Here is a 22,039-nt window from a genome sequence, read left to right as displayed (position 1 = left end):
GACAGTCGAAAGTCACACACTCGTGTGACCCCTGTACGGAAGGTCACGGGAAGAGGGGGATTGTTCAATGATTGCAGCAGGTTCGCGAAACGCATATGCCCGTCGAGTGTCAACTCTGGCGGCTGCTGTGGCAGTGGTGCTCGCCGCGCCGGCCCATGCCGACGAGCTGCGCGACGCGGTCGCGGCCGACATGCCCGCGCTGATGGAGCTCTACCGTGACCTCCACGCCCATCCGGAGCTGAGCTTCCAGGAAGTCGAGACCGCGAAGAAGCTTGCCGCCCGCATGCGCGATCTCGGCTTCGCGGTGACCGAGAAGGTCGGCAAGACCGGGGTGGTCGCGGTGATGGAGAACGGTGCGGGACCGACCGTCATGCTCCGCGCCGACATGGACGGGCTGCCGGTGGTCGAGCAGACCGGACTGCCGTTCGCCTCGAAGGAAGTCGCCGTGCCTGCGTCGGGCGTTGAGACCGGCGTGATGCACGCCTGCGGGCACGACACGCACATGACCGCCTGGATCGGCGCCGCGCAGCAGCTCGCCGAGCGCAAGGACGAATGGTCGGGCACGCTGGTGATGATCCTCCAGCCGGCCGAGGAGATCGGCGAGGGCGCGCTGGCGATGATCGAGGATGGGCTCTACACGCGCTTTCCGAAGCCCGACTACGTGGTCGCCTTCCACGACGCGGCGCAGTTTCCGGCGGGAACGATCGGCTACTCGCCGGGCTTTGCGCTGGCAAACGTCGACAGCGTCGACATCACGGTTCCCGGGGTCGGCGGCCACGGCGCCTATCCGCACACGACCAAGGATCCGATCGTGCTCGCGAGCGCGATCGTGATGAAGTTGCAGACGCTGGTCAGCCGGGAGAGCAGTCCGCTCGACCCGACGGTGGTCACCGTCGGCAGCTTCCATGCGGGCGCCAAGCACAACATCATCTCCGACGAGGCGAAGCTGCAGCTGACCGTCCGTTCCTACAGCGACGAGACGCGCAAGCTGCTGCTCGACGGCATTGCCCGCATCGCGCGGGGCGAGGCGATCGCGGCGGGCATGCCGGAGGACAAGATGCCGACGGTCACGGTCGCCGATCCTTACACGCCCTCGACCTTCAACTCGCCTGACTTCACCGAGCAGGTCATGGCCGGCTTCCGCACCCGCTTCGGCGAGGATCGGGTGGTCGAGGTCCCCTCCGTCATGGGCGGGGAGGACTTCGGCCAGTTCCTGCGCGCCGATCCCGATGGGCTCAAGTCGCTGATCTTCTGGGTCGGCGGCGTGCCGCAGGCGGAGTTCGATGCGGCGCAGAAGGGCGAGGGCACGCTGCCCTCGTTGCACAGCCCGTTCTGGGCGCCCGACGCCGAGAAGGTGATCGCGACCGCCGCCGAAGCGCTGACCGCAGCGACGCTCGACCTGCTGCCTGCGGCCGGTCAGTAGTCGAGCGAACTCCCGCCGCCGCGCGCGAGCGAGCCTTCGAGCAGCGAGCGCGCCTGGCGGGAGCGGAGCTGGCGGAATTCACGCAGCAGCGCTTCCCGTTCCGACGGGGAGAGTCGCTCGAATTCCTCTTCCGTGAGGCCGAGCGCGGCATAGTCGATGCCGGTGCCGACGCGGGTCGTGCTGTTGCGCGGGAGATAGCTCGCGCTCTCCGCGCCGGCGCCTGCGGTATCCATCGGTGCGCCGAACGTGCTCGGGGTGCCGCCATAGTCGAAGGTCGCCGCATGGCCGCCGCGCTGGTCGGAGCTCGTGACCAGCTTGGGCGCGCCGAACTTCTCCGCCTCCGCGCGCTTCAGCTCCGCCTGCCGGTCGCGCCGGGCCAGTTCGTCGGCAACCGCCTCGCGGTTCTCGCCGTCGGCCAGGATCGCCAGCGCGCCCGTCAGGCAGACGGTGACGACGGCGAAATGCCGGTACATTTTCGCGTTCAACGCCGCCGGGTTCGCACGCCGTGCCATCGACCCGCAGCGCTGTCAGAAAATGGTTAAGATCCGGCAACGGCCGCCCAAAACCATGACGGCCGCCGAGGTCCGAGGAACCCCGACGGCCGTACTCTCCTCCCCAGGAGATCGTTGTCAGTTGTAGGTGCCGAGCCGGTGATGCAGGGCGTTGATCCGGGCGAGCTCGTCGCGGTCCTCGGTCGTGCGGGCATGGCTGGCGAGCGCGGCGCGCAGCAGCTTGAAGTCCGCGGTCGAGAACAGCGCGCGGGCGCGGGACGGTTCTCGGGGCAGCGTTTCGTTGCTCATGATGCCTTCTCCTTCGGGCGGTGTCCGCGGCGGCTCGGGGGGCTCAGGCCGCCGCGAACTGGTTCATCGTATTCGCCGTGCCGCCGGCTTTCAGCGCGGCCTCTCCGGCGAAGTATTCCTTGTGGTCGTCACCGATGTCGGAGCCGGCCATGTTCTGGTGCTTCACGCAGGCGATGCCCTGGCGGATCTCCTCGCGCTGCACCTGCTTGACGTAGCCGAGCATCCCTTCCTCGCCGAAGTAGCGCTTGGCGAGATTGTCGGTGCTGAGCGCCGCGGTATGGTAGGTCGGCAGCGTGATGAGGTGGTGGAAGATCCCCGCCTCGCGCGCCGCGTCGGCCTGGAAGGTGCGGATGCGCTCGTCGGCCTCGGCGGCGAGATCGCTGCCGTCGTAGTCCACGCTCATCAGCTTCGCCCGGTCGTAGGCCGAAAGATCGCGGCCCTCCGCTTCCCAGGCGTCGTAAACCTGCTGGCGGAAATTGAGCGTCCAGTTGAAGCTGGGCGAGTTGTTGTAGACCAGCTTGGCGTTCGGAATGACCTCGCGGATGCGGCTGACCATTCCGCCGATCTGGCCGATGTGCGGCTTCTCGGTCTCGATCCACAGCAGGTCCGCGCCGTTCTGGAGCGCCGTCACGCAGTCGAGCACGCAGCGGTCCTCACCCGTACCAGAGCGGAACTGATAGAGGTTGCTCGGCAGCCGCTTGGGCCGCAGCAGCTTGCCGTCGCGGGTGACGAGAACGTCGCCGTTGCCGATCTGGGCGGGATCGACCTCATCGCAGTCGAGGAAGCCGTTGTACTGGTCGCCGAGGTCGCCCGGCGCGGTGGAGTAGGCGATCTGCTTGGTCAGCCCGGCGCCGAGGCTGTCGGTGCGGGCGACGATGATCCCGTCCTCCACGCCCAGCTCGAGGAAGGCGTAGCGGATCGCGCGGATCTTCTGCAGGAAGTCCTCGTGCGGCACGGTGACCTTGCCGTCCTGGTGGCCGCACTGCTTCTCGTCCGAAACCTGGTTCTCGATCTGTAGCGCGCAGGCGCCAGCCTCGATCATCTTTCTGGCGAGCAGGTACGTCGCCTCGGCATTGCCGAAGCCGGCATCGATATCGGCGATGATCGGCACGACATGCGTCTCGTGATTCTCGATCGCATGCTCGAGCCGCTTGGCTTCGACCTCGTCGCCGCGCTCGCGCGCCGCATCGAGATCGCGGAACAGCATACCAAGCTCGCGCGCGTCGGCCTGGCGCAGGAAGGTGTAGAGCTCCTCGATCAGCGCGGGCACGGAGGTTTTCTCGTGCATCGACTGGTCGGGGAGGGGGCCGAACTCGCTGCGCAGCGCGGCGACCATCCAGCCCGACAGGTAGAGGTACTTGCCTCTGGTCGTGCCGAAATGCTTCTTGATGCTGATCATCTTCTGCTGGCCGATGAACCCGTGCCAGCAGCCGAGCGACTGGGTGTAGGCCGCCGGGTCGGCGTCGTAGGCGGCCATGTCTTCGCGCATGATCTTCGCGGTATGGCGCGCGATTTCGAGCCCGGTGGGGAAGCGGTTCTGGATCCGCATGCGCGCAGCCGCCTCGGCGTCGATCGCATTCCACGGCGCGCCTTGCGCGGCGATGGTGGTCCTGAACTCGTCGATCTTGGCCTGATAGGTCACGTCGGTGGTCTCCTGAAATCGATCGGCCGTTTCCGGCGTCGGGGACATTCATCGCGTGTCGGGCAGCGGCAGGATAGCCAAACTTACAAAGTTTCTTGTCCGATTGCGCAGGATGCCGCATCATTGCCTGTAAAGCTGTAAAGGAATTTACATGTCGGACGATGCCATCTTCGCGGGACCGGCCCTGCGACGCCTGCGCAAGCGCGAAGGCTTGACCCAATCCGCCATGGCGGCGCAGCTCGCGATTTCGCCGAGCTATCTCAATCTCATCGAACGCAACCAGCGCCCGTTGACCGCGCGAGTCATGGTGCAGGTGGTTGAGCGGTTCGATTTCGATCCTCGCAGCCTGCGGGAGTCCGAAACCGTGGGCGGGATCGACGGACTCGCGCGTCGGCTTGCCGACCAGCGCTTCGCCGGGTTTTCGATCGATCGCGACGAGATCGGAGAAGTGCTGGCCATGGCGCCGCACTTCGCGGCCGCTTTCGCGCAGCTCTACGACACCGCGGGGGAGGGGGCGGGGGGCGAAGATCCGCTCGCCGAGTCACGCCGCGAGATCGAGCGCTGGCGCAACCATTTCGCCGATCTCGACGCTGCGGCCGAGGAATTGGCCGACGAACTGCGCCTGTCGCGCGCCGACATCGGAACGGCGCTGGTCGAGCGCCTGCGCGAGCGCCATCAGATCGCGCTGCGCATCCTCCCGCGCGAAGTGATGCCCGAGGCGATCCGGCGGCTCGATCTGCATGCGCGGCAGTTGCAGCTCTCCGAGATGCTTTCGCCCGCCTCGCGCAATTTCCAGATCGCGGTGCAACTCGCGCAGCTCGAGCAGCGCGAGGCGATCCGGACGCTCGCTGCGAGCGGCCAGTTTCAGAACGAGGATGCGCGCAAGCTGTTCGAGCGGCACTTGCAAGGCTATTTCGCCGCGGCGCTGATCATGCCTTACGGCCGTTTCCTGCGCGCCTGCGATGCGACGGGCTACGACTTCCCCGTCTTGATGCGGCGCTTCGGGGTCAGCTTCGAACAGCTCGCGCATCGGCTGACCACGCTGCAGCGCGTGGGCCAGCGCGGGCTTCCCTTCTTCATGGCGCGGCTCGACCGCGCGGGGCAGTTCTCCAAGCGGTTCGCCGGTGCGAGCGGGGCGACTTTCCTCGAATCCGAGGCGAGCTGCCCGCTGTGGCACGTTCACCGGACTTTCGAACGCGCGGGCGAATGGTGCGTGCAGGAGATCGCGCCCGACGTGGCGGAAGCGGCGCCCGATCACTGGTTGACGGTCTCCCGCCTGACCGAGGGCGTTGCCGCCGAGGGGGAGGCGCAGTTCGCCGTCGTCGTGGGGGTGGAGGCACGTTTCGCCGCGGACCTGGCGCTTGCGCGGGGATATCCGCTGCGGCGTGAGCAGGCTCAGCCGATCGGCCCCGGATGCCGCGGCTGCCACATCGCCGGTTGCCGTCAGCGCTCGCTGCCGCCGCGTAACGCCCGGCTTGCGTTCGAGAACCACCAGCGCGGGGTCACCCCGTTTCGCTTCGGCGCTGAAGGCTGAAGAGGGAACCGCCCCTGCGGATCGCGAGTTTCCGGAGCGCCAAGGGAGTAGAAAACATGGTCGAAGAACGCACCACCGAAGTCGAAACGCCGCGAGGCGATACCCACACGCACACCACCGTCGTCACCGACGAGCCGCGGCGGCGCGGTTCCAGCGGATGGATCATCGCGCTCGTACTGATCGTCGCGCTGATCGTCGGCCTCTACCTCTTCAGCCAGACCGGCGGAGCCGAAATCGCCAAGGACAATGCGATCGCCGACGCTGCGGGCGAAGTGGGCGACGCTGCCCAGCAGGCGGGCGACGCAGTCGATCGCGCCGCAGACGAAGTCACCGACGGGAACTGATCCCGCTGAGGCCGTGCCCGTCCGCCTCACCGGCGGATGGGAAGTGGTGTAAAATTTACCGACATTTCATCTCTGCTCCCTAGTCCGGCTGTTCTTCGCAAGGACTTTTTCGGACCGGGACAGAGATGATCCGCCTGTTCAAGCACTACATTCCCCATGCGGTGCTGCTGTTGGGGCTGGTGGACCTTCTGCTGCTCGTCGCAGCGGGTGAGCTGGCCTGGGTGGCGCGCGCTGCGCAGGCCGGGATCGACACCGGGCCGCTGTCCGAGCGTATCGCGCCGCTTGCCGGCTTCGCGCTTACGGTGTGGACCGCAATGATCTCGGTCGGCGTCTACGGCAGCGAGGCGCTGCGGTTGATGCGCTATGCCTGCGCGCGCCTGCTGGTGGCGATCAGCTTGGCGATCATCGCGTTGTCGTTCATCGACTTCCTGCTGCCGGGGCTGACCTTCTGGCGCTCCACGCTCCTGTTCGCGATGATCATCTCTGCGGCGCTGCTGGTGTTCGGGCGGCTGCTGATCGGTTCGTTTCTCGGCACGTCCGCCTTTCGGCGGCGGGTGATGGTGCTCGGCGCCGGTCATCGCGCGCAGCGGCTGCGCAAGCTCGCGGAGCGGCCGGAGAGCGGCTTCGCCATCGTATCCTACATCGCCATGACCGATAGCGAGCGGGTGGTGGAGGAGGCGATCGCCCGCTCGGCGATTCACGACCTGGGCCGCTTCGTGGAGAACCTGGGGGTGAGCGAAGTCGTCCTAGCGCTGGAGGAGCGACGCAACGCGCTGCCGCTCAAGGATCTGCTGCGGGTCAAGACGATGGGCGTCCACGTCAACGACTTCAGTAGTTTCATGGAACGCGAGACCGGCCGGGTCGATCTCGACTCGCTCAATCCGAGCTGGCTGATCTTCTCCGACGGATTCTCGTCCGGCAGAATGGTGTCGAGCGCGGCGAAGCGCCTGTTCGACATTGCTGCAAGCGGTCTCCTGCTGCTGCTCACGCTACCGGTGATCGCGCTCTTCGCCCTGCTGGTGAAGCTCGACAGCAAGGGGCCGGCGTTCTTCCGCCAGACGCGGGTCGGCCTCTACGGACAGACCTTCGACCTCATCAAGCTGCGCTCGATGACCGCCGACGCCGAGAAGGACGGTGCGAAGTGGGCCGAGCGCAACGACCCGCGGGTCACGCGGGTCGGCAAGTTCATCCGCAAGGTCCGGATCGACGAACTGCCGCAGGTCTGGACGGTGCTGAAGGGCCAGATGAGTTTCGTCGGCCCGCGGCCCGAGGTGCCCCGCTTCGTCGCCGATCTCGAGCAGGAGCTGCCCTACTATGCCGAGCGTCATATGGTGAAGCCGGGGATCACCGGCTGGGCGCAGATCAACTATCCCTACGGCGCCTCGACGGAGGATGCGCGGCACAAGCTCGAATACGATCTCTATTACGCGAAGAACTACACGCCCTTCCTCGACCTGCTGATCCTGCTCCAGACCCTGCGCGTCGTGCTCTGGCCGGAGGGCGCGCGATGATCGGCCTCCGGCGCTTCCTTCGCCACCGCTACGACTATCGCGCCGAATGGCTGCGTTTCACGCGGACCATGGGGCAGGGCGGTTCGGCGGGCGAGGCCCTGCCGGAACGCGCGATCCGCGCCATTGCGGAGATGACCGAGAGCGCCGGCGGTCTGCTGTTCATGCCGGAGCAGGACGGGACCCTCGTCCTGGCGGCGCGCTGGCACTGGCCCGCGATCGAGGTGCCGGGGGCGGCCTTTCCGATTGAGTTCGCGCTGGAGGTCGAGCGGACCGGGCGTATCGTCGATATCGGCGAGGCGCGCGGCGAGACCGAGCCGGAGATACTGCCCATGTGGCTTGCCGCCGCGGCGGATGCCTGGGCGCTCGTCCCGCTGCTCCACCTCGACCGCCTGCATGGTGTCATCGTCCTTGCCCATCCCTCCGTGCCCCGGCAGCTCGACCGGGAGGATGTCGATCTGCTCGGCATCGTCGGCCGGCAGCTTGCGAGCTATCTCGCCGAGCGCGCGGGACAGGAAGCGCTGATGGAGGCGCGCCAGTTCGACGAGTTCAGCCGCCGCATCGCCTTCGTGATGCACGACGTGAAGAACCTCGCCAGCCAGCTCTCCCTGCTTGCCCGCAATGCCGAGCGCCACGCCGACAATCCCGCCTTCCGCGCCGACATGCTTGTCACCCTGCGCAACAGTGCGGACAAGCTCAATGCGCTGCTCGCTCGCCTGGGACGCTATGGCGCCAGCGGCGGCAGGCGGCGCGAGCGGGTGGAACTGCGCGAGCTTGCCGCACGAGTGAAGGATGGGCTGGCCGGCGGCGCCTCGCTGAACCTCATCGATTCCGGGGATGTCGCGGTGCTCGCCGACGCGGAGGCGCTCGAACAGGCGCTGGTCCATCTCGTGCAGAATGCGGTCGAGGCGGGTGAAGGGCACGGGCCGGTCTATCTCGATATCGCGAGCGACGGGGTGCGCGGGCGGATCGACGTGATCGATTCCGGCGGAGGAATGTCGGCCGAATTCATCCGCGACGGGCTGTTCCGTCCTTTCGTTTCGTCCAAGCCTTCCGGGTTCGGCATCGGAGCGTTCGAGGCGCGCGAACTCGTGCGCGCGATGGGCGGGCGGCTGGACGTCGATTCGCGGGAAGGGATCGGCACCCGCTTCTCGATCAGCCTGCCCTTGTTTGCCGCGGCCGAGCTGATTCGGAATGTGGAGGCGGCGTGATGGCGCAGGACAAGCCCCGGCTGCTGATCGTCGAGGACGATCCTGGCCTCCAGGCGCAGCTCAGATGGGCCTATGAGGATTTCGAGGTCGTCTGCGCCGCCGACCGCGAGACGGCGCTCACCGCGCTAAGAGCGGAAGAGCCGGCGGTGGTGACGCTCGATCTCGGCCTGCCGCCCGATCCCGACGGGGTGAGCGAAGGTTTCGCCGTGCTCGACGCGATCATGGCGTTGAAGCCCGACACCAAGGTGATCGTCGCATCCGGCCACGGCGCCCGGGAGAGCGCGCTCGAAGCGATCGCGCGGGGCGCTTACGATTTCTACCAGAAGCCCGTGGATATCGAGGCGCTCGGGCTGATCGTCCGGCGCGCCTGCAATCTCAGGCAGATCGAGCAGGAGAACCGCCGCCTGGTCCTGAGGGCTGCGGAGGACAGGACCGTGCTCGGCGGGCTCGTCACCGCGGCGCCCGAGATGATGAAAGTCGCGCGCACGATGGAGCGGGTGGCCAACACCGGCGTCTCGGTCATGCTGCTTGGCGCGAGCGGGACGGGCAAGGAACTGCTCGCGCGAGGTTTGCACGAGGCGAGCGACCGGGCCGGCGGGCGGTTCGTCGCGATCAACTGCGCTGCGATCCCCGAAACGCTGCTCGAGGCCGAGCTGTTCGGGCACGAGAAAGGCGCCTTCACCGGTGCGGTGAAAACCACCGAAGGCAAGATCGAGCAGGCGCACGGCGGGACCCTGTTTCTCGACGAAGTGGGCGACATTCCGCTACCCCTTCAGGTCAAGCTGCTGCGCTTCCTGCAGGAGCGGCAGATCGAACGGATCGGCGGCCGCAAGGCGATCGACGTCGATACGCGGATCGTGGGTGCGACGCATCAGGATCTCGAGGCGATGATCGCCGAGGGCCGCTTTCGCGAAGACCTGTTCTATCGCCTCGCCGAGATCGTGGTGAAGATTCCGCCGCTGTCGGAGCGGGCGGGCGATGCGGCGCTGCTCGCACGCGTATTTCTCAAGCGCTTTGCCGCCGAGATGAATCCGAACGTGGGCGGCTTCGCGCCAGACGCGCGCGCGGCGATCGACGGCTGGAACTGGCCGGGCAACGTGCGCGAACTGGAGAACCGCGTGAAGCGCGCGGTGATCATGGCCGACGGGAAGCTGATCACGGCTGCGGACCTCGACCTCGATGGGCTCGAGGAGGATGATTTCCCTCTCAACCTGAAGAGTGCGCGGGAGCGGTCGGATCGCAAGATGATCCGCCACGCGCTGGCACGCAGCGAAGGTAATATCTCGCACACGGCCAAGCTGCTCGGGATCAGCCGGCCCACGCTTTACGACCTGCTCAAGCAGTATGACTTGCAGGCGTAAACGGGGCCTGCGTCGGGCGCTGGCAGGCTTCGCTCTGCTGGCGCTGGCTGCGTGCGGTCAGGGGGAGCCCCAACTTGCCCCGCTCGATACCGCGCGCGCCGCGCTGGCACGCGGCGACGGGCTGAGCGCCGAGATCGTGCTGCGCCGGATGATGGAGCAGGGAACGCCGCGCGCGGACGTTGCCGCCTACCTCGGCCAGGCCGAGCTCGCGCAGGGCAAGGTTGTCGAGGCGCGCGACTGGCTCGGGTCGGGGGACTTCTCGCCCGCCACCAGGGCGCACGGCTTTCATATGCTCGGCGTGCTGGAAATGCGGGGCGGCAACCTCCCTGCCGCGGGCGCCGCTTTCGACCGTGCGCTGCGGAGCGATCCGGACAATCCCGAGCTGTGGGTCGATATCGGCCGGCTGCGCCATCTCGGCGGCGAGCACACGCTTGCTCTCGAAGCGGCCGAGCGAGCGGTTACCCTCGGCCCGCGCAATCCGGAGGCCTTGCGCTTCCGGGGGCAACTGATCCGCGATGCGCACGGTGTGGTCGCGGCATTGCCGTGGTTCGAAGCGGCGCTGGAAGTCGCACCCGACGACGGCGACATCCTGGCGGACTATGCCGCCACGCTCGGAGAGAGCGGACGGGCCGCCGAGATGCTCACCGCCTTGCGCCGCATGGCGGACGTCGCGCCCGGCGACCCGCGCCTCTATTTCCTCCAGGCCACTCTGGCGGCGCGCGCAGGCGAATTCGATCTCGCGCGGGGGCTGCTTTCGCGGCGAGGCGATCTCGATCGGCTGAGCCCGGCGATGGCGCTGCTTTCTGGAGTGATCGATCTTCGGAGCGGCAATCCCGCAAGCGCCGCGCAGACCTTCGACCGCCTCCTCCTGAACCAGCCGGACAATCGCCGGGTGCGTCAGTTGCTCGCCCATGCGCTGCATCTTTCGGGGAACGATCGGGAGCTCGTCTATCGCTTCGGCGACGCGGCGATGCGCCCTGACGCCGATCCCTATTTCGCCATGACAGTCGGGCGTGCGTACGAGGCACTTGGGCAGCGCGACGAGGCTGCGCCGCTATTGGAAAAGGCGAGCCGATCAGGCGGGCCCCAACTCGCGCCCCTTGCCACGCCGGTCGCGGTGGAGATCGCGCAGGCGAGGGGCGGGGCAACGGGTGCCGACACGGTCGCGCTCGTGCGCGGCCTGATCGCCGCGGACCGGCTGCCGGAGGCTTTGGCGGCGGCAGAGGCATTTCGTGGGCGGTTTCCCGGCTCCTCGGATGCGCTCGGGCTTGCCGGCGATACTCTGCTGGCCGCGGGGCGACCCGCCGAAGCGCTCGAGCGATATCGTGCGGCTGCGGGCATCCGGCGGCCGTGGCCGCTGATGCACCGTATGCTCGCGGCCTACGCCGCGCAGAACGACCGATCCGCGGCCTATGCGCTGCTCACCGATTACCTGCGCGCCGAGCCGCGGAACAGGGAGGCTGCGGCCATGCTTGCGCTGCTCGCCTTGGATGCCGGCCGGCGGGATCAGAGCATGGCGCTGCTCGATCACGCTCTGGCGTCCGGCGGCATGCGCGATCCGCGGCTATGGGCGCTGAAAGCCGAAGCCGGCTTGCTGCAGGGCGATGTCGCCGGCGCGCGCGAAGCGGCCGAGCGTGCCTATCGCCTTCAGCGCAGCGATCCGCTGGCGAGGCGCGCTCTGGCCCGTGCATTCACCGCCTCCGGCAATGTCGAGGCGGCGCGAGCGCTCACGCGGCGCTAGCCCACTCGACAGGCGATCGGCCGTTGGGCATGGCCGCGCCGTGGCCATTCCGATCCTCTCCCGCATCGACCCGATGGTGCGCCTGCTTGTCGTGGCAATCGCACTGGCGACGATTTGTCCTGCCGTGGGGGAAGGGCGGGAGGTAGTGGAGGTGGTGTCGAATTTCGCGATTTTCGCACTGTTCGCGCTTAATGGACTGAGATTGCCGCGGGGCGAGGTGCTGCATGGGGTGCGGCATGGGCGGTTCCTCGTGCCGCTGCTGGTCTGGTGCTTCGGGGCGATGGCGCTGACGGGGCTGGGGCTGTCGCGCGTGGGCGCGGGACATCTGCCGCAGGAGCTCGCGATCGGCCTGCTGTTCCTCGGCACCCTGGCTTCGACGGTGCAGTCGGCGACGGCCTACAGCTCCCTCGCGGGAGGCAACGTCGCGCGGTCGGTCGTGGCGGCGGCGCTGATCAACATCGCGGGCGTGTTCGTCACCGCGCCGCTGTTTGCAGTGATGGGGGGCTTCGGGACGGCCGAGATCGGGATAGGCGGCCTGGGCAAGATCCTCGCGCTGCTGGTCGTGCCGTTCGTGCTGGGGCAGGCGTTGCAGGGCGTCGGGCGCTCATGGGTGCAGGCGCATCCGGCGCTAGTCTCGACGATGGACCGGCTGGCGATCGCGATCGCGGTCTACGTGGCGTTCTCCGGCGCGGTCGAGCGGGGCATCTGGACCACGCTGGAGGCAGGCCAATGGGCGATCCTGCTCGGCCTGCTGCTCGCGTTCCTGGCGATCGGCTTCGGCGGAAGCTGGCTCTTCTCGGGCCTGTTCCGGCTGGACCGGCCGACGCGCATCTCGTTCATGTTCGCGGGCGCGCACAAGAGCGTGGTGAGCGGGGCGCCGATCGCGCTGATCCTGTTCCCTCCGGCGAGCGCGGGCCTCGTGATGGCGCCGCTGCTCGCCTACCACCTGCTGCAACTGGTGGTCTCGGCCCCGCTGGCTAGTCGGCTGTCCCACTCTCGCCGCTGACGCTGGCGCGCCGGTTGTGGCGCACCGACCACCACAGCGACAGGCCGATCAGGATCGCGCCGATCAGGCCGGTGATCGTCTCGGGAATGTGCATCACGGCGGAGAACAGCATGATCATCCCGAGCACGATGATCGCCCAGAAGGCGCCGTTCTCGAGGAAGCGGTACTGCGCCAGCGTGCCCTGCTTGACGAGGTGGATGGTCATCGAACGCACGAACATCGCGCCGATCGAGAGGCCGAGCGCGATCACGATCATGTTGTTCGAAAGCGCGAAGGCGCCGATCACGCCGTCGAAGCTGAACGAGGCGTCGAGCACGTTGAGGTAGAGGAAGCCGCCCAGGCCGCTGCGCACCACCGCGCCCTGCAGGCGGGCCGCTTCCGCGCGCATCTCGAGGATCGTGTTGACCCCCTCGACCGCGATGAAGGTGACGAGGCCGAGAATGCCCGCGACGAGGAACGTCAGCGCATCGGCCGGCTCGAGCATCGTCGAGATGCCCCACATCACCAGCAGGAGCAGCGCGATTTCGGCCGCCGGCAGCGCAGCGAAGCGGGCGAGCTGAACCTCCACGATGCGGATCCAGTGCACGTCCTTGTCGAGATCGAAGAAGAACTTGAGCCCGACCATGGCGAGGAAGGCGCCGCCGAAGCCAGCAATGCCGACATGGGCGGAGCTGACGATCTCCTCGTACCGCAGCGGATCGTTGAGCGAGAGGTTGAGCGTCTCCAGCGGCCCGAGACCGGCGGCGATGGCGACGATCGCGAGCGGAAAGATGACGCGCATGCCGAAGACCGCGAAGGCGATACCCCAGGTTAGGAAGCGGCGCTGCCAGACTTCGTCCATCTCCTTCAGCACCGAGGCGTTGACCACCGCGTTGTCGAAGCTGAGCGAGACTTCCAGCACCGAGAGGACGACGATGATCCACAGCAGCGACGCCGTCGCACCCAGATCGCCCGTGCTCGACCAGCCGTACCACGCACCGAGCGCGAGGCAGATCAGCGTGAAAATGAAGGAGAACTTGTAGAAGCGAAGCAGCGTGGCCATGCGGCGGTCCCGTCGAAATATCTGCACTCGTGGAGCGAGCGCGCGCTAGAAAATCCGCGGCGGAATCGCAAGTTCCCCGTGCCGCCGTCTGCCGGCCTATTTGGGCTGGTAGGTCTGCTCTTCGCCAGGGAAGGCGCGGCTGCGCACGTCGGCCGCGTAAGTCTCCGCCGCCTTCGCGATGATCTCGGCGATTTCCTCGTAACGCTTCACGAAACGCGGAACCCGCTCGAACATGCCGAGCATGTCTTCGGCCACCAGCACTTGCCCGTCGCAGCGGGCCGAGGCGCCGATCCCGATCGTCGGGCAGGAAATGCTCTCGGTCACCTCGATCGCGATCGGTTCGACCACGCCTTCGACCACGACGGCAAAGGCGCCGGCCTCGTCGAGCGCCTTCGCGTCGCCGACGATCTTCTCCGCCTCGGCATCGCTGCGCCCGCGCGCGCCGTAGCCGCCGAGCACGTTGACCGCCTGCGGGGTCAATCCGATGTGGCCCATCACCGGGATGCCACGCTGGCTCAGGAAAGCGACCGTTTCGGCCATGGCCGCGCCACCTTCGAGCTTCACGCCCGCCGCTCCGCTTTCCTTGAGCAGGCGCGCGGCGCTTTCGAATGCCTGCTGCGGCGAGGCTTCGTAGCTGCCGAAGGGCATGTCGACGATGACCACCGAATGATAGCTGCCGCGCACCACGGCGGCCGCATGGTTGGCCATCATGTCGAGCGTGACGGGCACGGTGGAGGGCAGGCCGTAGATCACCTGGCCGAGCGAATCGCCGACCAGCAGCAGGTCGCAGTGCGCGTCCAGCAACTGCGCCTGGCGCGCGGTATATGCCGTCAGCATGACCAGCGGTTCTTCGGTCACGCCGTTCTTCTTGCGCTGCCGGATCTTGGGCACCGTGAGGCGGCGCATCGGCTGCGGAGTGGGGGTTGCGCGGCTGGTCGCGGTGTCGAGCTGGAAGGTCGTGGACATGGCCGTGAGTTCTAGGGTCCAGGCTTGTGGCTGGCAACGGGCGTTACCGTCTGAGAGGTATTTCGGGCCCTGACGCTGCGTCAAGGCGGGGAAAGCTCCGCAATGGGCGCTTGTAATGACGCGACTTTGCGCTAGCTTCCCGGCCCATTCCGGGGCGCGGCAGCACAGATCGCGCCACCAGCGGGAGGGAAAATTTCAATATGCTCCTAGATAGGGTCAAGCCGCTCGACGCCATTCTGGCGACGGCGGAAAAGAAGTCGCTGAAGCGTACGCTGGGCTGGTTTCAGCTCACCTTGTTCGGCATCGGCTGTGTCATCGGCACGGGCATTTTCGTGCTGACCTCGGTCGGCGCACAGAAAGCGGGGCCGGGTCTCATGCTGGCCTTCGCCATTGCCGGCGCGGTCTGTATCGTCGCGGCGCTGTGTTATGCCGAGATCGCCTCGATGATCCCGGTTGCCGGCAGCGCCTATACCTACAGTTATGCCACGATGGGCGAATTCCTCGCATGGACGGTCGGCTGGGCGCTGATCATGGAATACGCCATCGCCGCCTCGGCCGTGTCGGTCGGGTGGTCGGGATATTTCTCCGGCACGATATTGGGAGGGTTGGGCATAGAATTGCCCGCCTGGCTCAGCGCAGGGCCGTTGGCCCTCGGCGGCGCGGAAGGCGGGCTCATCAACCTGCCCGCGCTGGTCATCGCGCTGCTGGTCACCAGCCTGCTGATCGTCGGCACGAGCGAAAGCGCCAAGTTCAACGCGCTTCTGGTTGCGATCAAGGTGACCGCGCTGACTCTCTTCGTCGCGCTGACGCTGACCAGCGTCGAATTCGACACCGAGAGATTCAATCCTTTCCTGCCCGCCGGCGTGTTCGGCGGCTTCGGAACAGGGCTGGGCGCCGTGGGTGCGGCGGCGACGATGTTCTTCGCCTATGTCGGCTTCGACGCGGTCTCGACCGCTGCGGAGGAAACCAAGAATCCGCAGCGCAACGTGCCTATCGGCCTGGTCGGATCGCTGCTGTTCTGCACCGTGTTCTACGTTCTTGTCGCCGCGGGTGCGATCGGGACGATCGGCGGGCAACCGATCATGGATGCCCTGGGCATTCCGCTCGAGACCGGCTCGCCCGAACTCGCGCGGCAATGTGCGATGCCGCAATATGCCGACGCGCTGGTGTGCTCGAACGAGCCGCTCGCGCACGTGCTGAAGGTTCTGGGCTTCTCGTGGTTCGGCAACGCGATCGGGATCGCGGCGATCCTCGCCCTGCCGTCGGTCATTCTCATCCTGATCTTCGGGCAGACGCGCATCTTCTTCGTCATGAGCCGCGACGGCCTGATGCCGGAGATGCTCAGCCGCGTGCACCCGAAGTTCCGCACGCCGCACGTGGTGACCGCGATCACCGGCACGGTCGTGGCCGTGGCGGCTGCGTTCTTCCCGGTCGGGCAGTTGGCCGACATCTCAAATGCGGGAACGCTCTATGCATTCTTCATGGTGGCATTGGCGGTCATGGTGCTCCGGCGCAGGGATCCCGGCCGTGCGCGGGGCTTCCGGGTCCCCGCCCTGTGGCTCATCGCACCGCTGACGATCGCGGGGTGTCTGTTCCTGTTCCTCAACCTGCCGAGCGCGGCTATGCTGTTCCTGCCAGCGTGGACGGTGCTGGGGCTGCTGGTCTACTTCCTCTACAGCCGCAGCCGCAGCCATCTGGGCCGCGGGATCGTGGAAGTGGTGGACGATGTCGGCGGGGAGGAGACGATGGTCCCGATCCATCCGGAGGGTCGGACCGACTGATCTCTCCCTTTCTGGGAAAACGGGAAAGGGCTGCCTCGATGAGGCAGCCCTTTTTCTTTGTCTCTGCCGAAGTTCGCTAGAGCCGGGTGTCGGCGTGGTGCTCGCTTGCGTCCTCGCGGACGTCCATGCCGAGCGCCATCCTGGCTGTATCCAAGAGGCCCATGTCGCCGTCCCAGATCTCCGCTTCGCCCAGGTCCATGCGCAGGAACAGGATGTCGGGATCGTCCTTGCCGCCGTCGAACCAGGCTTCGGCGAAGTTGTTCCAGAACTGGTCGAAGCGTTCGCGGCTGGTCTCGACCGTCAGCGAGCCATGAAAGCGGGCGTAGATGTCGTGACCCTTGCTCTCGAACGTCGCGGTGGCGGGGCCGAGCGCGGCGAACTTGCCCTGCTTGTGAGTGAAGAACCAGATCGCGCTGTTCGCGTCCTTGTCCAGCTGCGCGCTCATGGGCACCGCGCTGATGGTGTCGCTGTCGAGCTGGAGGAAGAGGAATGGCGAGTCCGCGAGCGCCTTCCAGAATTTCGTCTTCAGCTCGTCGGGATCGCCTTGGCGGTATTTCATGAGAATGGCTCCTTTCGTGATGGCAACGGGGCGGCGGGAGCTTTCGTTCCTTTGCTGCGGTGGAGGGTTGCCAATCCGCGTTCGTGGGAACATAATAGGAACAAATGAGTCGTTCCCGTATGCCTGCCACGATGCTTTCCGATCTGTGCGACGTCGATGCGCTTGCCGCCGCGCGCAGCACGCGCTGGCGGCCGGGGCTTGCCGCGCCTGCGCATAGCGAGATCTTTGCCGGCGGGTCCGAGGGCGGCGGCGCGGGATTGGCGCTCGCGCTTGCCTGTGATGCGCTCCGTTCGTCGCTTGTCGAAGACGAGGACCGGCGTGCCGTCCTGTGGGTGCAGGACCGTGCGGCGGTGCGGCTGACCGGGCGGCCTTACCGCCCCGGACTTCCGGTGGAGCTGCGCCGCCGGCTGATCCACGTCGTGGCGGAGAAGGCGGAAGATGCGCTGTTCGCCCTGGAGGAAGGGCTGCGCTGTCGCGAGCTCGCCTTCGTGATCGGCGAACTGACGGGCAATCCGAAAGCGCTCGATTTCACCGCTTCGCGCCGGTTGAGCCTTGCGGCGGAGAAATACGGCGTGCCGCTGTGGCTGGTTCGGCTCGATGCGCAGCGCGATCTTTCCTCCGCCCGGATGCGGTGGGACGTGCGCGCCGCAGCCTCGCCGGCGCCGCGCTGGAATGCGGTCGCGCCCGGCAATCCGAGCTGGCGGGCCGAGCTGTTCCGTGCGCGGGCTCATGCTCCTGGAGAATGGATATTGCGTGATGACGGACGAAGTCTCGTCGCCGCCCCGCCGCATTCTGTCGGTGTGGCTGCCGCGGCTGGCGATCGACCGCTGGCGGCTGGGTGAAGGCTGCGCGCGCGGGGAAGGGCCGGACGCCGACCCGCTCGCGCTGATCGCCGAAACCGCGCACGGACCGCGCATCGATGCGGTCAACGACGCCGGCCGCGCTGCGGGTGCGCGGCGCGGCATGATGCTGGCCGACGCGCGCACGCTCTGCCCGCGGCTGAAGGTCGCCCCTTCCGACCCGGAGGGTGATCTCGCGTTCCTCGGAAAGCTGGCGGTCTGGGCGCAGCGGTGGGGACCGTGGAGTGCGCTCGACGCGCCCGACGGGCTGGTGATCGACGTCACTGCGGTGGCACATCTGTTCGGTGGCGAGACGCGGCTGCTGGCCGATGCGCAGGCTGCTTTCGCCCGCCGCCGCCTGACCGCACGCCTCGCGATCGCGCCGACCGCGGGGGCGGCCTGGGCGCTGTCGCATTTCGGGCCGGAACGCGCGATCCTGCAACCGGGCGACGATGCGGCTGCGTGTCTCGAGGAGCTGCCGGTGGCGGCGCTGCGGCTCGACGACGAGGTGCTCGTCGTGCTCCGCCGCCTCGGCCTCAAGCGCCTGGGCGACCTGCACGGGATCGGCCGCAGCGCGCTCCACCGGCGCTTCCGCAACCGCAAGTCGCCCGCGGCCAATCCGCTGATCCGGATGGACCAGCTTCTCGGCCGCGTGTCGGAGCCGCTGCTGCCGGTGGTGCGACGGCAGGCGCCGCTGGTCCAGCGCCGGCTGCTCGAACCGATCCGCCATCGCGAACTGCTCGACCAGGTGGTGGCCGATCTGGCCGGCGACATGGCGCGCGAACTCGAAGGCAAGGGGCAGGGCGCCCGGCGGCTCGAAATCGGCCTGTGGCGGGTGGATGGCGAAGTGGCGATGCGGCATCTCGAGCTCTCCGCCGCCACGCGCGATCCGGCGCACGTGTGCCGGCTGTTCTCGGCCAAGCTCGATGACGTCGACGCCGGGTTCGGTATCGAGATGGTGCGCCTGCGCGCGAGCTGGACCGAACCGCTGGCGCTGGAGCAGGGCGACATCGAAGCGGCCGCCGAAACGCAGGGCACTTCGCTCGCCGCCTGCCTCGACCGGCTGACGGTGCGCCTCGGCGAGAAAGCGGTGCGCCGCCCGGTTCTGCACGCCAGTCACATGCCCGAGCGCGCGCAGCGCTGGCGCCCGCCGCTGGAGCGCGAGCCCGCCGCGCAGGAGGAACTGCGCTTCCACGCCCGCCCGTTGAAGCTGCTCGACCGGGCGGAGAAGATCGCCGTGCTCTACGCCACGCCGGACGGGCATCCGAAGGCCTTCCGCTGGCGCGGACAGGTGCGCGAGATCGCGCGTGTCGAGGGCCCCGAACGCATCGCGCCGGAATGGTGGCGCTCGAAATCGACGGCCCGCCTGCGCGATTACTACCGGATCGAGGACACCGCGGGGTGCCGCTACTGGATCTACCGTCACGGCTTGATGGAGGACGGGCGGGGCGGGCTGCCGGACTGGTTCTTGCAAGGTCTATGCGCATGAAAGCGCTAGGCAAATCCAGCATAAGAACATATAGTGAACGAATGGAGTCGCAGTCCATTCTCGAAAGGCTCGGGATTCTCGCCGATGCCGCCAAGTACGACGCCTCGTGCGCTTCCTCCGGCACGTCCGGCAGGAACAGCCTCGGCGGCAAGGGCATCGGCTCGACCGAAGGCATGGGCATCTGTCACGCCTACGCTCCCGACGGGCGCTGCATCTCGCTGCTGAAGATCCTGCTGACCAACCACTGCGTGTTCGACTGCCACTACTGCATCAACCGCAAGAGCTCGAACGTGCGCCGCGCCCGCTTCACGCCGCAGGAAGTCGCGGACCTCACGCTCAGCTTCTACCGCCGCAACTACATCGAAGGGCTGTTCCTCTCCTCCGGCATCGTGAAGAGTTCCAACCGCACGATGGAGCAGCTGATCGAAGCCGCGCGCATCCTGCGCGAGGAGCACGATTTCCGCGGCTATATCCATCTCAAGACGATCCCGGAGGCCGATCCCGAACTGGTCCACGAGGCCGGGCTCTATGCCGACCGCGTCTCGATCAACGTCGAACTTCCGACCGACAGCGGCCTCACCCGTCTCGCGCCCGACAAGGACGCGCGCCAGATCGAAGGCGCGATGGGGAGGACGAAGGACGACATCGCCGAGACGAGCGATGCACGGAAGAGATTCCGCCACGCGCCGCGCTTCGTGCCCGCCGGCCAGTCGACGCAGATGATCGTGGGCGCGGACGCGGCGACCGATGCGGACATCGTGGACAAGGCGAGCCGGCTCTACGGCAGCTTCGGACTGCGGCGCGTCTATTATTCGGCCTTCAGCCCGATCCCCGACGCTTCGGCAGTGCTGCCGCTGAAGCGCCCGCCGCTGATCCGCGAGCACCGGCTCTATCAGTCCGACTGGCTGATGCGCTTCTACGGCTACAAGCCCGCCGAGGTGATGCAGGCGGCCGGAGCGGACGGGATGCTGCCGCTCGACATCGATCCCAAGCTCGCCTGGGCGCTCAAGTTCCGCGACCGCTTCCCGCTCGACGTCAACCGTGCGGCGCGCGAGGACCTGCTGCGCGTGCCCGGGCTGGGCGTCGGCGCGGTCGACCGCATTCTCGCCGCGCGCCGCCACCGCACGCTGCGCCTCGACGACGTTGCGCGGCTGACCCAGTCGATCGCCAAGGTCCGCCCGTTCCTGTGCACAGTCGACTGGCGCCCGACCGCGCTCACCGACCGCGCCGACTTGCGCGCGCTGCTCGCGCCGAAGCAGGAGCAACTGGAGCTGTTCGCGGCATGAGCGCGCTCCGGCATATCGAGCTCGACACCTGCTATCTCGTGCATCTGCCCGAGCCGGACGACTTCGATGCCTGGCGCGAGCGGGCGCGGGTGTTGATCCAGTGCGATGTGCCGCCCGATCGGATCGTCTGGACCGCGGCGGGCGGAGCAGGGGACCTCTTCGCGCGGGGAGATTCGCGCCTGCCCGCGCCGGCGCCGAATGCGCCGCCCGTGCGTGCGAGCCGCCGCTTCGTGGAACTTGCGCGCCAGGCCGCGCTCCACACCGATCCGGAGCGTTTCGCGCTGCTCTACCGCTTGCTGTGGCGGCTTCAGGCCGATCCCCGGATCATGGAGGACAAGGCGGACCTCGATGTCCGGCGCATCGAGGAACGGAGCAAGGCCGTGCGCCGCGACAGTCACAAGATGCATGCTTTCGTGCGCTTCCGCCGCGTCGAATCCGACGAAGAGGAGAACGGCGAGCACTATGTCGCATGGTTCGAGCCGGAGCATCATATCCTGCGCGCGAACGCCGGGTTCTTCGTGCGCCGCTTCGCCTACATGAAATGGTCGATCCTCACGCCGCGCGGCAGCCTGCACTGGGACGGCGAAACGCTGGAGGAAGGGCCGCCTGCGCAGCGCGGCGACGCGCCCACCGGCGATCCGATGGAGGACCTCTGGCGCACCTATTACGCATCGATTTTCAATCCCGCGCGTTTGAAGGTCGGGGCGATGCTCAAGGAGATGCCCCGCAAGTACTGGAAGAACATGCCCGAGGCGGCGCTCATTCCCGAGCTTATCGCCGGGGCGCAGAAGCGGGAATTGCAGATGGTCGCGGAAGGCGCGCTGGAAACCGAAGACCGGCCCGGGACGCTCAAGGCAGTCGACAAGGCGATCCACCAATGCCGCCGATGCCCGATCGGCTGCCTGGACAACCGGGCGGTGATGGGGGAAGGGCCGAAAGACGCGGCGTTGATGATCGTCGGCGAACAGCCGGGCGATCAGGAGGACTTGGCGGGCCGGCCTTTCGTGGGTCCTGCCGGGCAGTTGCTCGACCGGTATCTCGAAAAGGCCGGGGTCGATCGCAAGGACGCCTATCTCACCAACGCGGTCAAACACTTCAAGTTCGTCCAGCGCGGCAAGCGGCGGCTGCACCAGTCGCCGACCGCCAAGGAAATCGACATCTGCCGCTGGTGGCTGGAGAGCGAGCGCGAGATCGTCCAGCCCAAGCTGATCCTCGCCACGGGCGCCAGCGCCGCGCGCGGTATACTCGGCAAGACGGTGAGCATCTCGAAAACGCGCGGCGAACCCATTCCGCTCGAGGATAACAGCGAACTGTGGGTCACGGCGCATCCGTCCTACCTCCTGCGTCTCGATGGCGAAGCGAAGGAGAAGCAGACCCGCCTGTTCGAAGCCGATCTTGCCGCGGTGAAGGAGCGGTTGGCGGAACTGGCGGGATGAACTCGCAATTTTATTGTCATTCCCGCGCATGCGGGAATCTGTCTCCGACCGGTCGGAGCTGGATCCCCGCG

The 22,039-nt window shown here is 67.4% G+C and carries 19 protein-coding genes; 13 read left to right on the top strand and 6 right to left on the bottom strand.

The features are described 5' to 3' along the window. The first annotated feature begins 67 nt into the window (after positions 1 to 67). Complete coding sequence (locus tag JNO53_RS02110) at positions 68 to 1,423, top strand: amidohydrolase (RefSeq protein ID WP_203107155.1); 1,356 nt, start codon at positions 68 to 70, stop codon at positions 1,421 to 1,423. Here JNO53_RS02110 and JNO53_RS02105 read toward each other — a convergent pair. The 3 genes from JNO53_RS02105 to JNO53_RS02095 form a co-directional block, all read right to left on the bottom strand. Beyond that, complete coding sequence (locus tag JNO53_RS02105; protein WP_203107154.1) at positions 1,417 to 1,896, bottom strand: hypothetical protein; 480 nt, start codon at positions 1,894 to 1,896, stop codon at positions 1,417 to 1,419. The two genes, JNO53_RS02110 and JNO53_RS02105, sit on opposite strands and share 7 nt — an antisense overlap. Positions 1,897 to 2,052: 156 nt before the next feature. Further along, complete coding sequence (locus JNO53_RS02100; protein ID WP_182849676.1) at positions 2,053 to 2,223, bottom strand: hypothetical protein; 171 nt, start codon at positions 2,221 to 2,223, stop codon at positions 2,053 to 2,055. A 43-nt stretch (positions 2,224 to 2,266) separates the two neighbouring features. After that, positions 2,267 to 3,865 (bottom strand): isocitrate lyase, encoded by a 1,599-nt coding sequence (locus JNO53_RS02095; protein ID WP_203107834.1) that lies wholly within the window; start codon positions 3,863 to 3,865, stop codon positions 2,267 to 2,269. Positions 3,866 to 4,016: 151 nt separating this feature from the next. On the opposite strand from JNO53_RS02095, the gene JNO53_RS02090 reads away from it, so the two are divergent. The 7 genes from JNO53_RS02090 to JNO53_RS02060 all read left to right on the top strand — a co-directional run bounded on the left by JNO53_RS02090 (position 4,017) and on the right by JNO53_RS02060 (position 12,570). Continuing rightward, positions 4,017 to 5,399 (top strand): helix-turn-helix domain-containing protein, encoded by a 1,383-nt coding sequence (locus tag JNO53_RS02090; RefSeq protein WP_203107153.1) that lies wholly within the window; start codon positions 4,017 to 4,019, stop codon positions 5,397 to 5,399. A gap of 56 nt (positions 5,400 to 5,455) precedes the next feature. Next, positions 5,456 to 5,743, top strand: a complete 288-nt coding sequence (locus tag JNO53_RS02085; protein ID WP_203107152.1) for a hypothetical protein — start codon at positions 5,456 to 5,458, stop codon at positions 5,741 to 5,743. Positions 5,744 to 5,868: 125 nt separating this feature from the next. Next, positions 5,869 to 7,254 carry a TIGR03013 family XrtA/PEP-CTERM system glycosyltransferase gene (locus JNO53_RS02080; RefSeq protein WP_203107151.1) on the top strand — a complete coding sequence of 462 codons (1,386 nt, stop codon included), beginning with the start codon at positions 5,869 to 5,871 and terminating at the stop codon, positions 7,252 to 7,254. After that, the gene (gene prsK / locus JNO53_RS02075) at positions 7,251 to 8,462 is read left to right on the top strand and encodes an XrtA/PEP-CTERM system histidine kinase PrsK (protein ID WP_203107150.1); all 1,212 of its coding nucleotides are present in this window, start codon (positions 7,251 to 7,253) and stop codon (positions 8,460 to 8,462) included. The genes JNO53_RS02080 and prsK overlap by 4 nt, the downstream gene beginning before the upstream one ends. Beyond that, positions 8,462 to 9,823, top strand: a complete 1,362-nt coding sequence (prsR, locus tag JNO53_RS02070) for a PEP-CTERM-box response regulator transcription factor (protein ID WP_203107149.1) — start codon at positions 8,462 to 8,464, stop codon at positions 9,821 to 9,823. Before prsK ends, prsR begins: the two co-directional genes overlap by 1 nt. After that, entirely contained in the window at positions 9,807 to 11,564 is a 1,758-nt protein-coding gene (locus JNO53_RS02065) for a tetratricopeptide repeat protein (protein ID WP_203107148.1), read from the top strand. Before prsR ends, JNO53_RS02065 begins: the two co-directional genes overlap by 17 nt. A gap of 40 nt (positions 11,565 to 11,604) precedes the next feature. Beyond that, on the top strand, positions 11,605 to 12,570 hold the full coding sequence (locus JNO53_RS02060; protein WP_338015274.1) for a bile acid:sodium symporter family protein: 966 nt from the start codon (positions 11,605 to 11,607) through the stop codon (positions 12,568 to 12,570). Here JNO53_RS02060 and JNO53_RS02055 read toward each other — a convergent pair. Next, positions 12,542 to 13,612: a DUF475 domain-containing protein gene (locus JNO53_RS02055; RefSeq protein WP_203107146.1), complete on the bottom strand. Its 1,071-nt coding sequence runs from the start codon at positions 13,610 to 13,612 to the stop codon at positions 12,542 to 12,544. The genes JNO53_RS02060 and JNO53_RS02055 overlap by 29 nt on opposite strands. Positions 13,613 to 13,708: 96 nt before the next feature. After that, a complete protein-coding gene (panB, locus tag JNO53_RS02050; RefSeq protein ID WP_203107145.1) occupies positions 13,709 to 14,578 on the bottom strand; it encodes a 3-methyl-2-oxobutanoate hydroxymethyltransferase in 870 nt (289 codons plus the stop codon). Between the two features lie 200 nt (positions 14,579 to 14,778). Here panB and JNO53_RS02045 point away from each other — a divergent pair, with 200 nt between their 5' ends. Next, positions 14,779 to 16,359: an amino acid permease gene (locus JNO53_RS02045; protein WP_203107144.1), complete on the top strand. Its 1,581-nt coding sequence runs from the start codon at positions 14,779 to 14,781 to the stop codon at positions 16,357 to 16,359. A 76-nt stretch (positions 16,360 to 16,435) separates the two neighbouring features. On the opposite strand, the gene JNO53_RS02040 is transcribed toward JNO53_RS02045, so the two are convergent. Further along, on the bottom strand, positions 16,436 to 16,918 hold the full coding sequence (locus JNO53_RS02040) for a pyridoxamine 5'-phosphate oxidase family protein (protein ID WP_203107143.1): 483 nt from the start codon (positions 16,916 to 16,918) through the stop codon (positions 16,436 to 16,438). Between the two features lie 104 nt (positions 16,919 to 17,022). Here JNO53_RS02040 and JNO53_RS02035 point away from each other — a divergent pair, with 104 nt between their 5' ends. Genes JNO53_RS02035 through JNO53_RS02020 form a run of 4 tightly spaced genes read left to right on the top strand, consistent with a single transcriptional unit; the run spans position 17,023 to position 21,968 of the window. Next, positions 17,023 to 17,760, top strand: a complete 738-nt coding sequence (locus tag JNO53_RS02035; protein ID WP_238401531.1) for a hypothetical protein — start codon at positions 17,023 to 17,025, stop codon at positions 17,758 to 17,760. Further along, positions 17,675 to 19,246: a Y-family DNA polymerase gene (locus tag JNO53_RS02030; RefSeq protein WP_203107142.1), complete on the top strand. Its 1,572-nt coding sequence runs from the start codon at positions 17,675 to 17,677 to the stop codon at positions 19,244 to 19,246. The genes JNO53_RS02035 and JNO53_RS02030 overlap by 86 nt, the downstream gene beginning before the upstream one ends. Positions 19,247 to 19,287: 41 nt before the next feature. Further along, entirely contained in the window at positions 19,288 to 20,532 is a 1,245-nt protein-coding gene (locus JNO53_RS02025) for a putative DNA modification/repair radical SAM protein (RefSeq protein ID WP_203107141.1), read from the top strand. Then, on the top strand, positions 20,529 to 21,968 hold the full coding sequence (locus tag JNO53_RS02020) for a UdgX family uracil-DNA binding protein (RefSeq protein WP_203107140.1): 1,440 nt from the start codon (positions 20,529 to 20,531) through the stop codon (positions 21,966 to 21,968). Before JNO53_RS02025 ends, JNO53_RS02020 begins: the two co-directional genes overlap by 4 nt. Positions 21,969 to 22,039: the final 71 nt, after the last annotated feature.

This window comes from Altererythrobacter sp. C41 (genome assembly GCF_016803135.1).
Lineage (GTDB): Bacteria > Pseudomonadota > Alphaproteobacteria > Sphingomonadales > Sphingomonadaceae > Pelagerythrobacter.
This window is presented reverse-complemented; position numbering and strand designations above follow the sequence as displayed.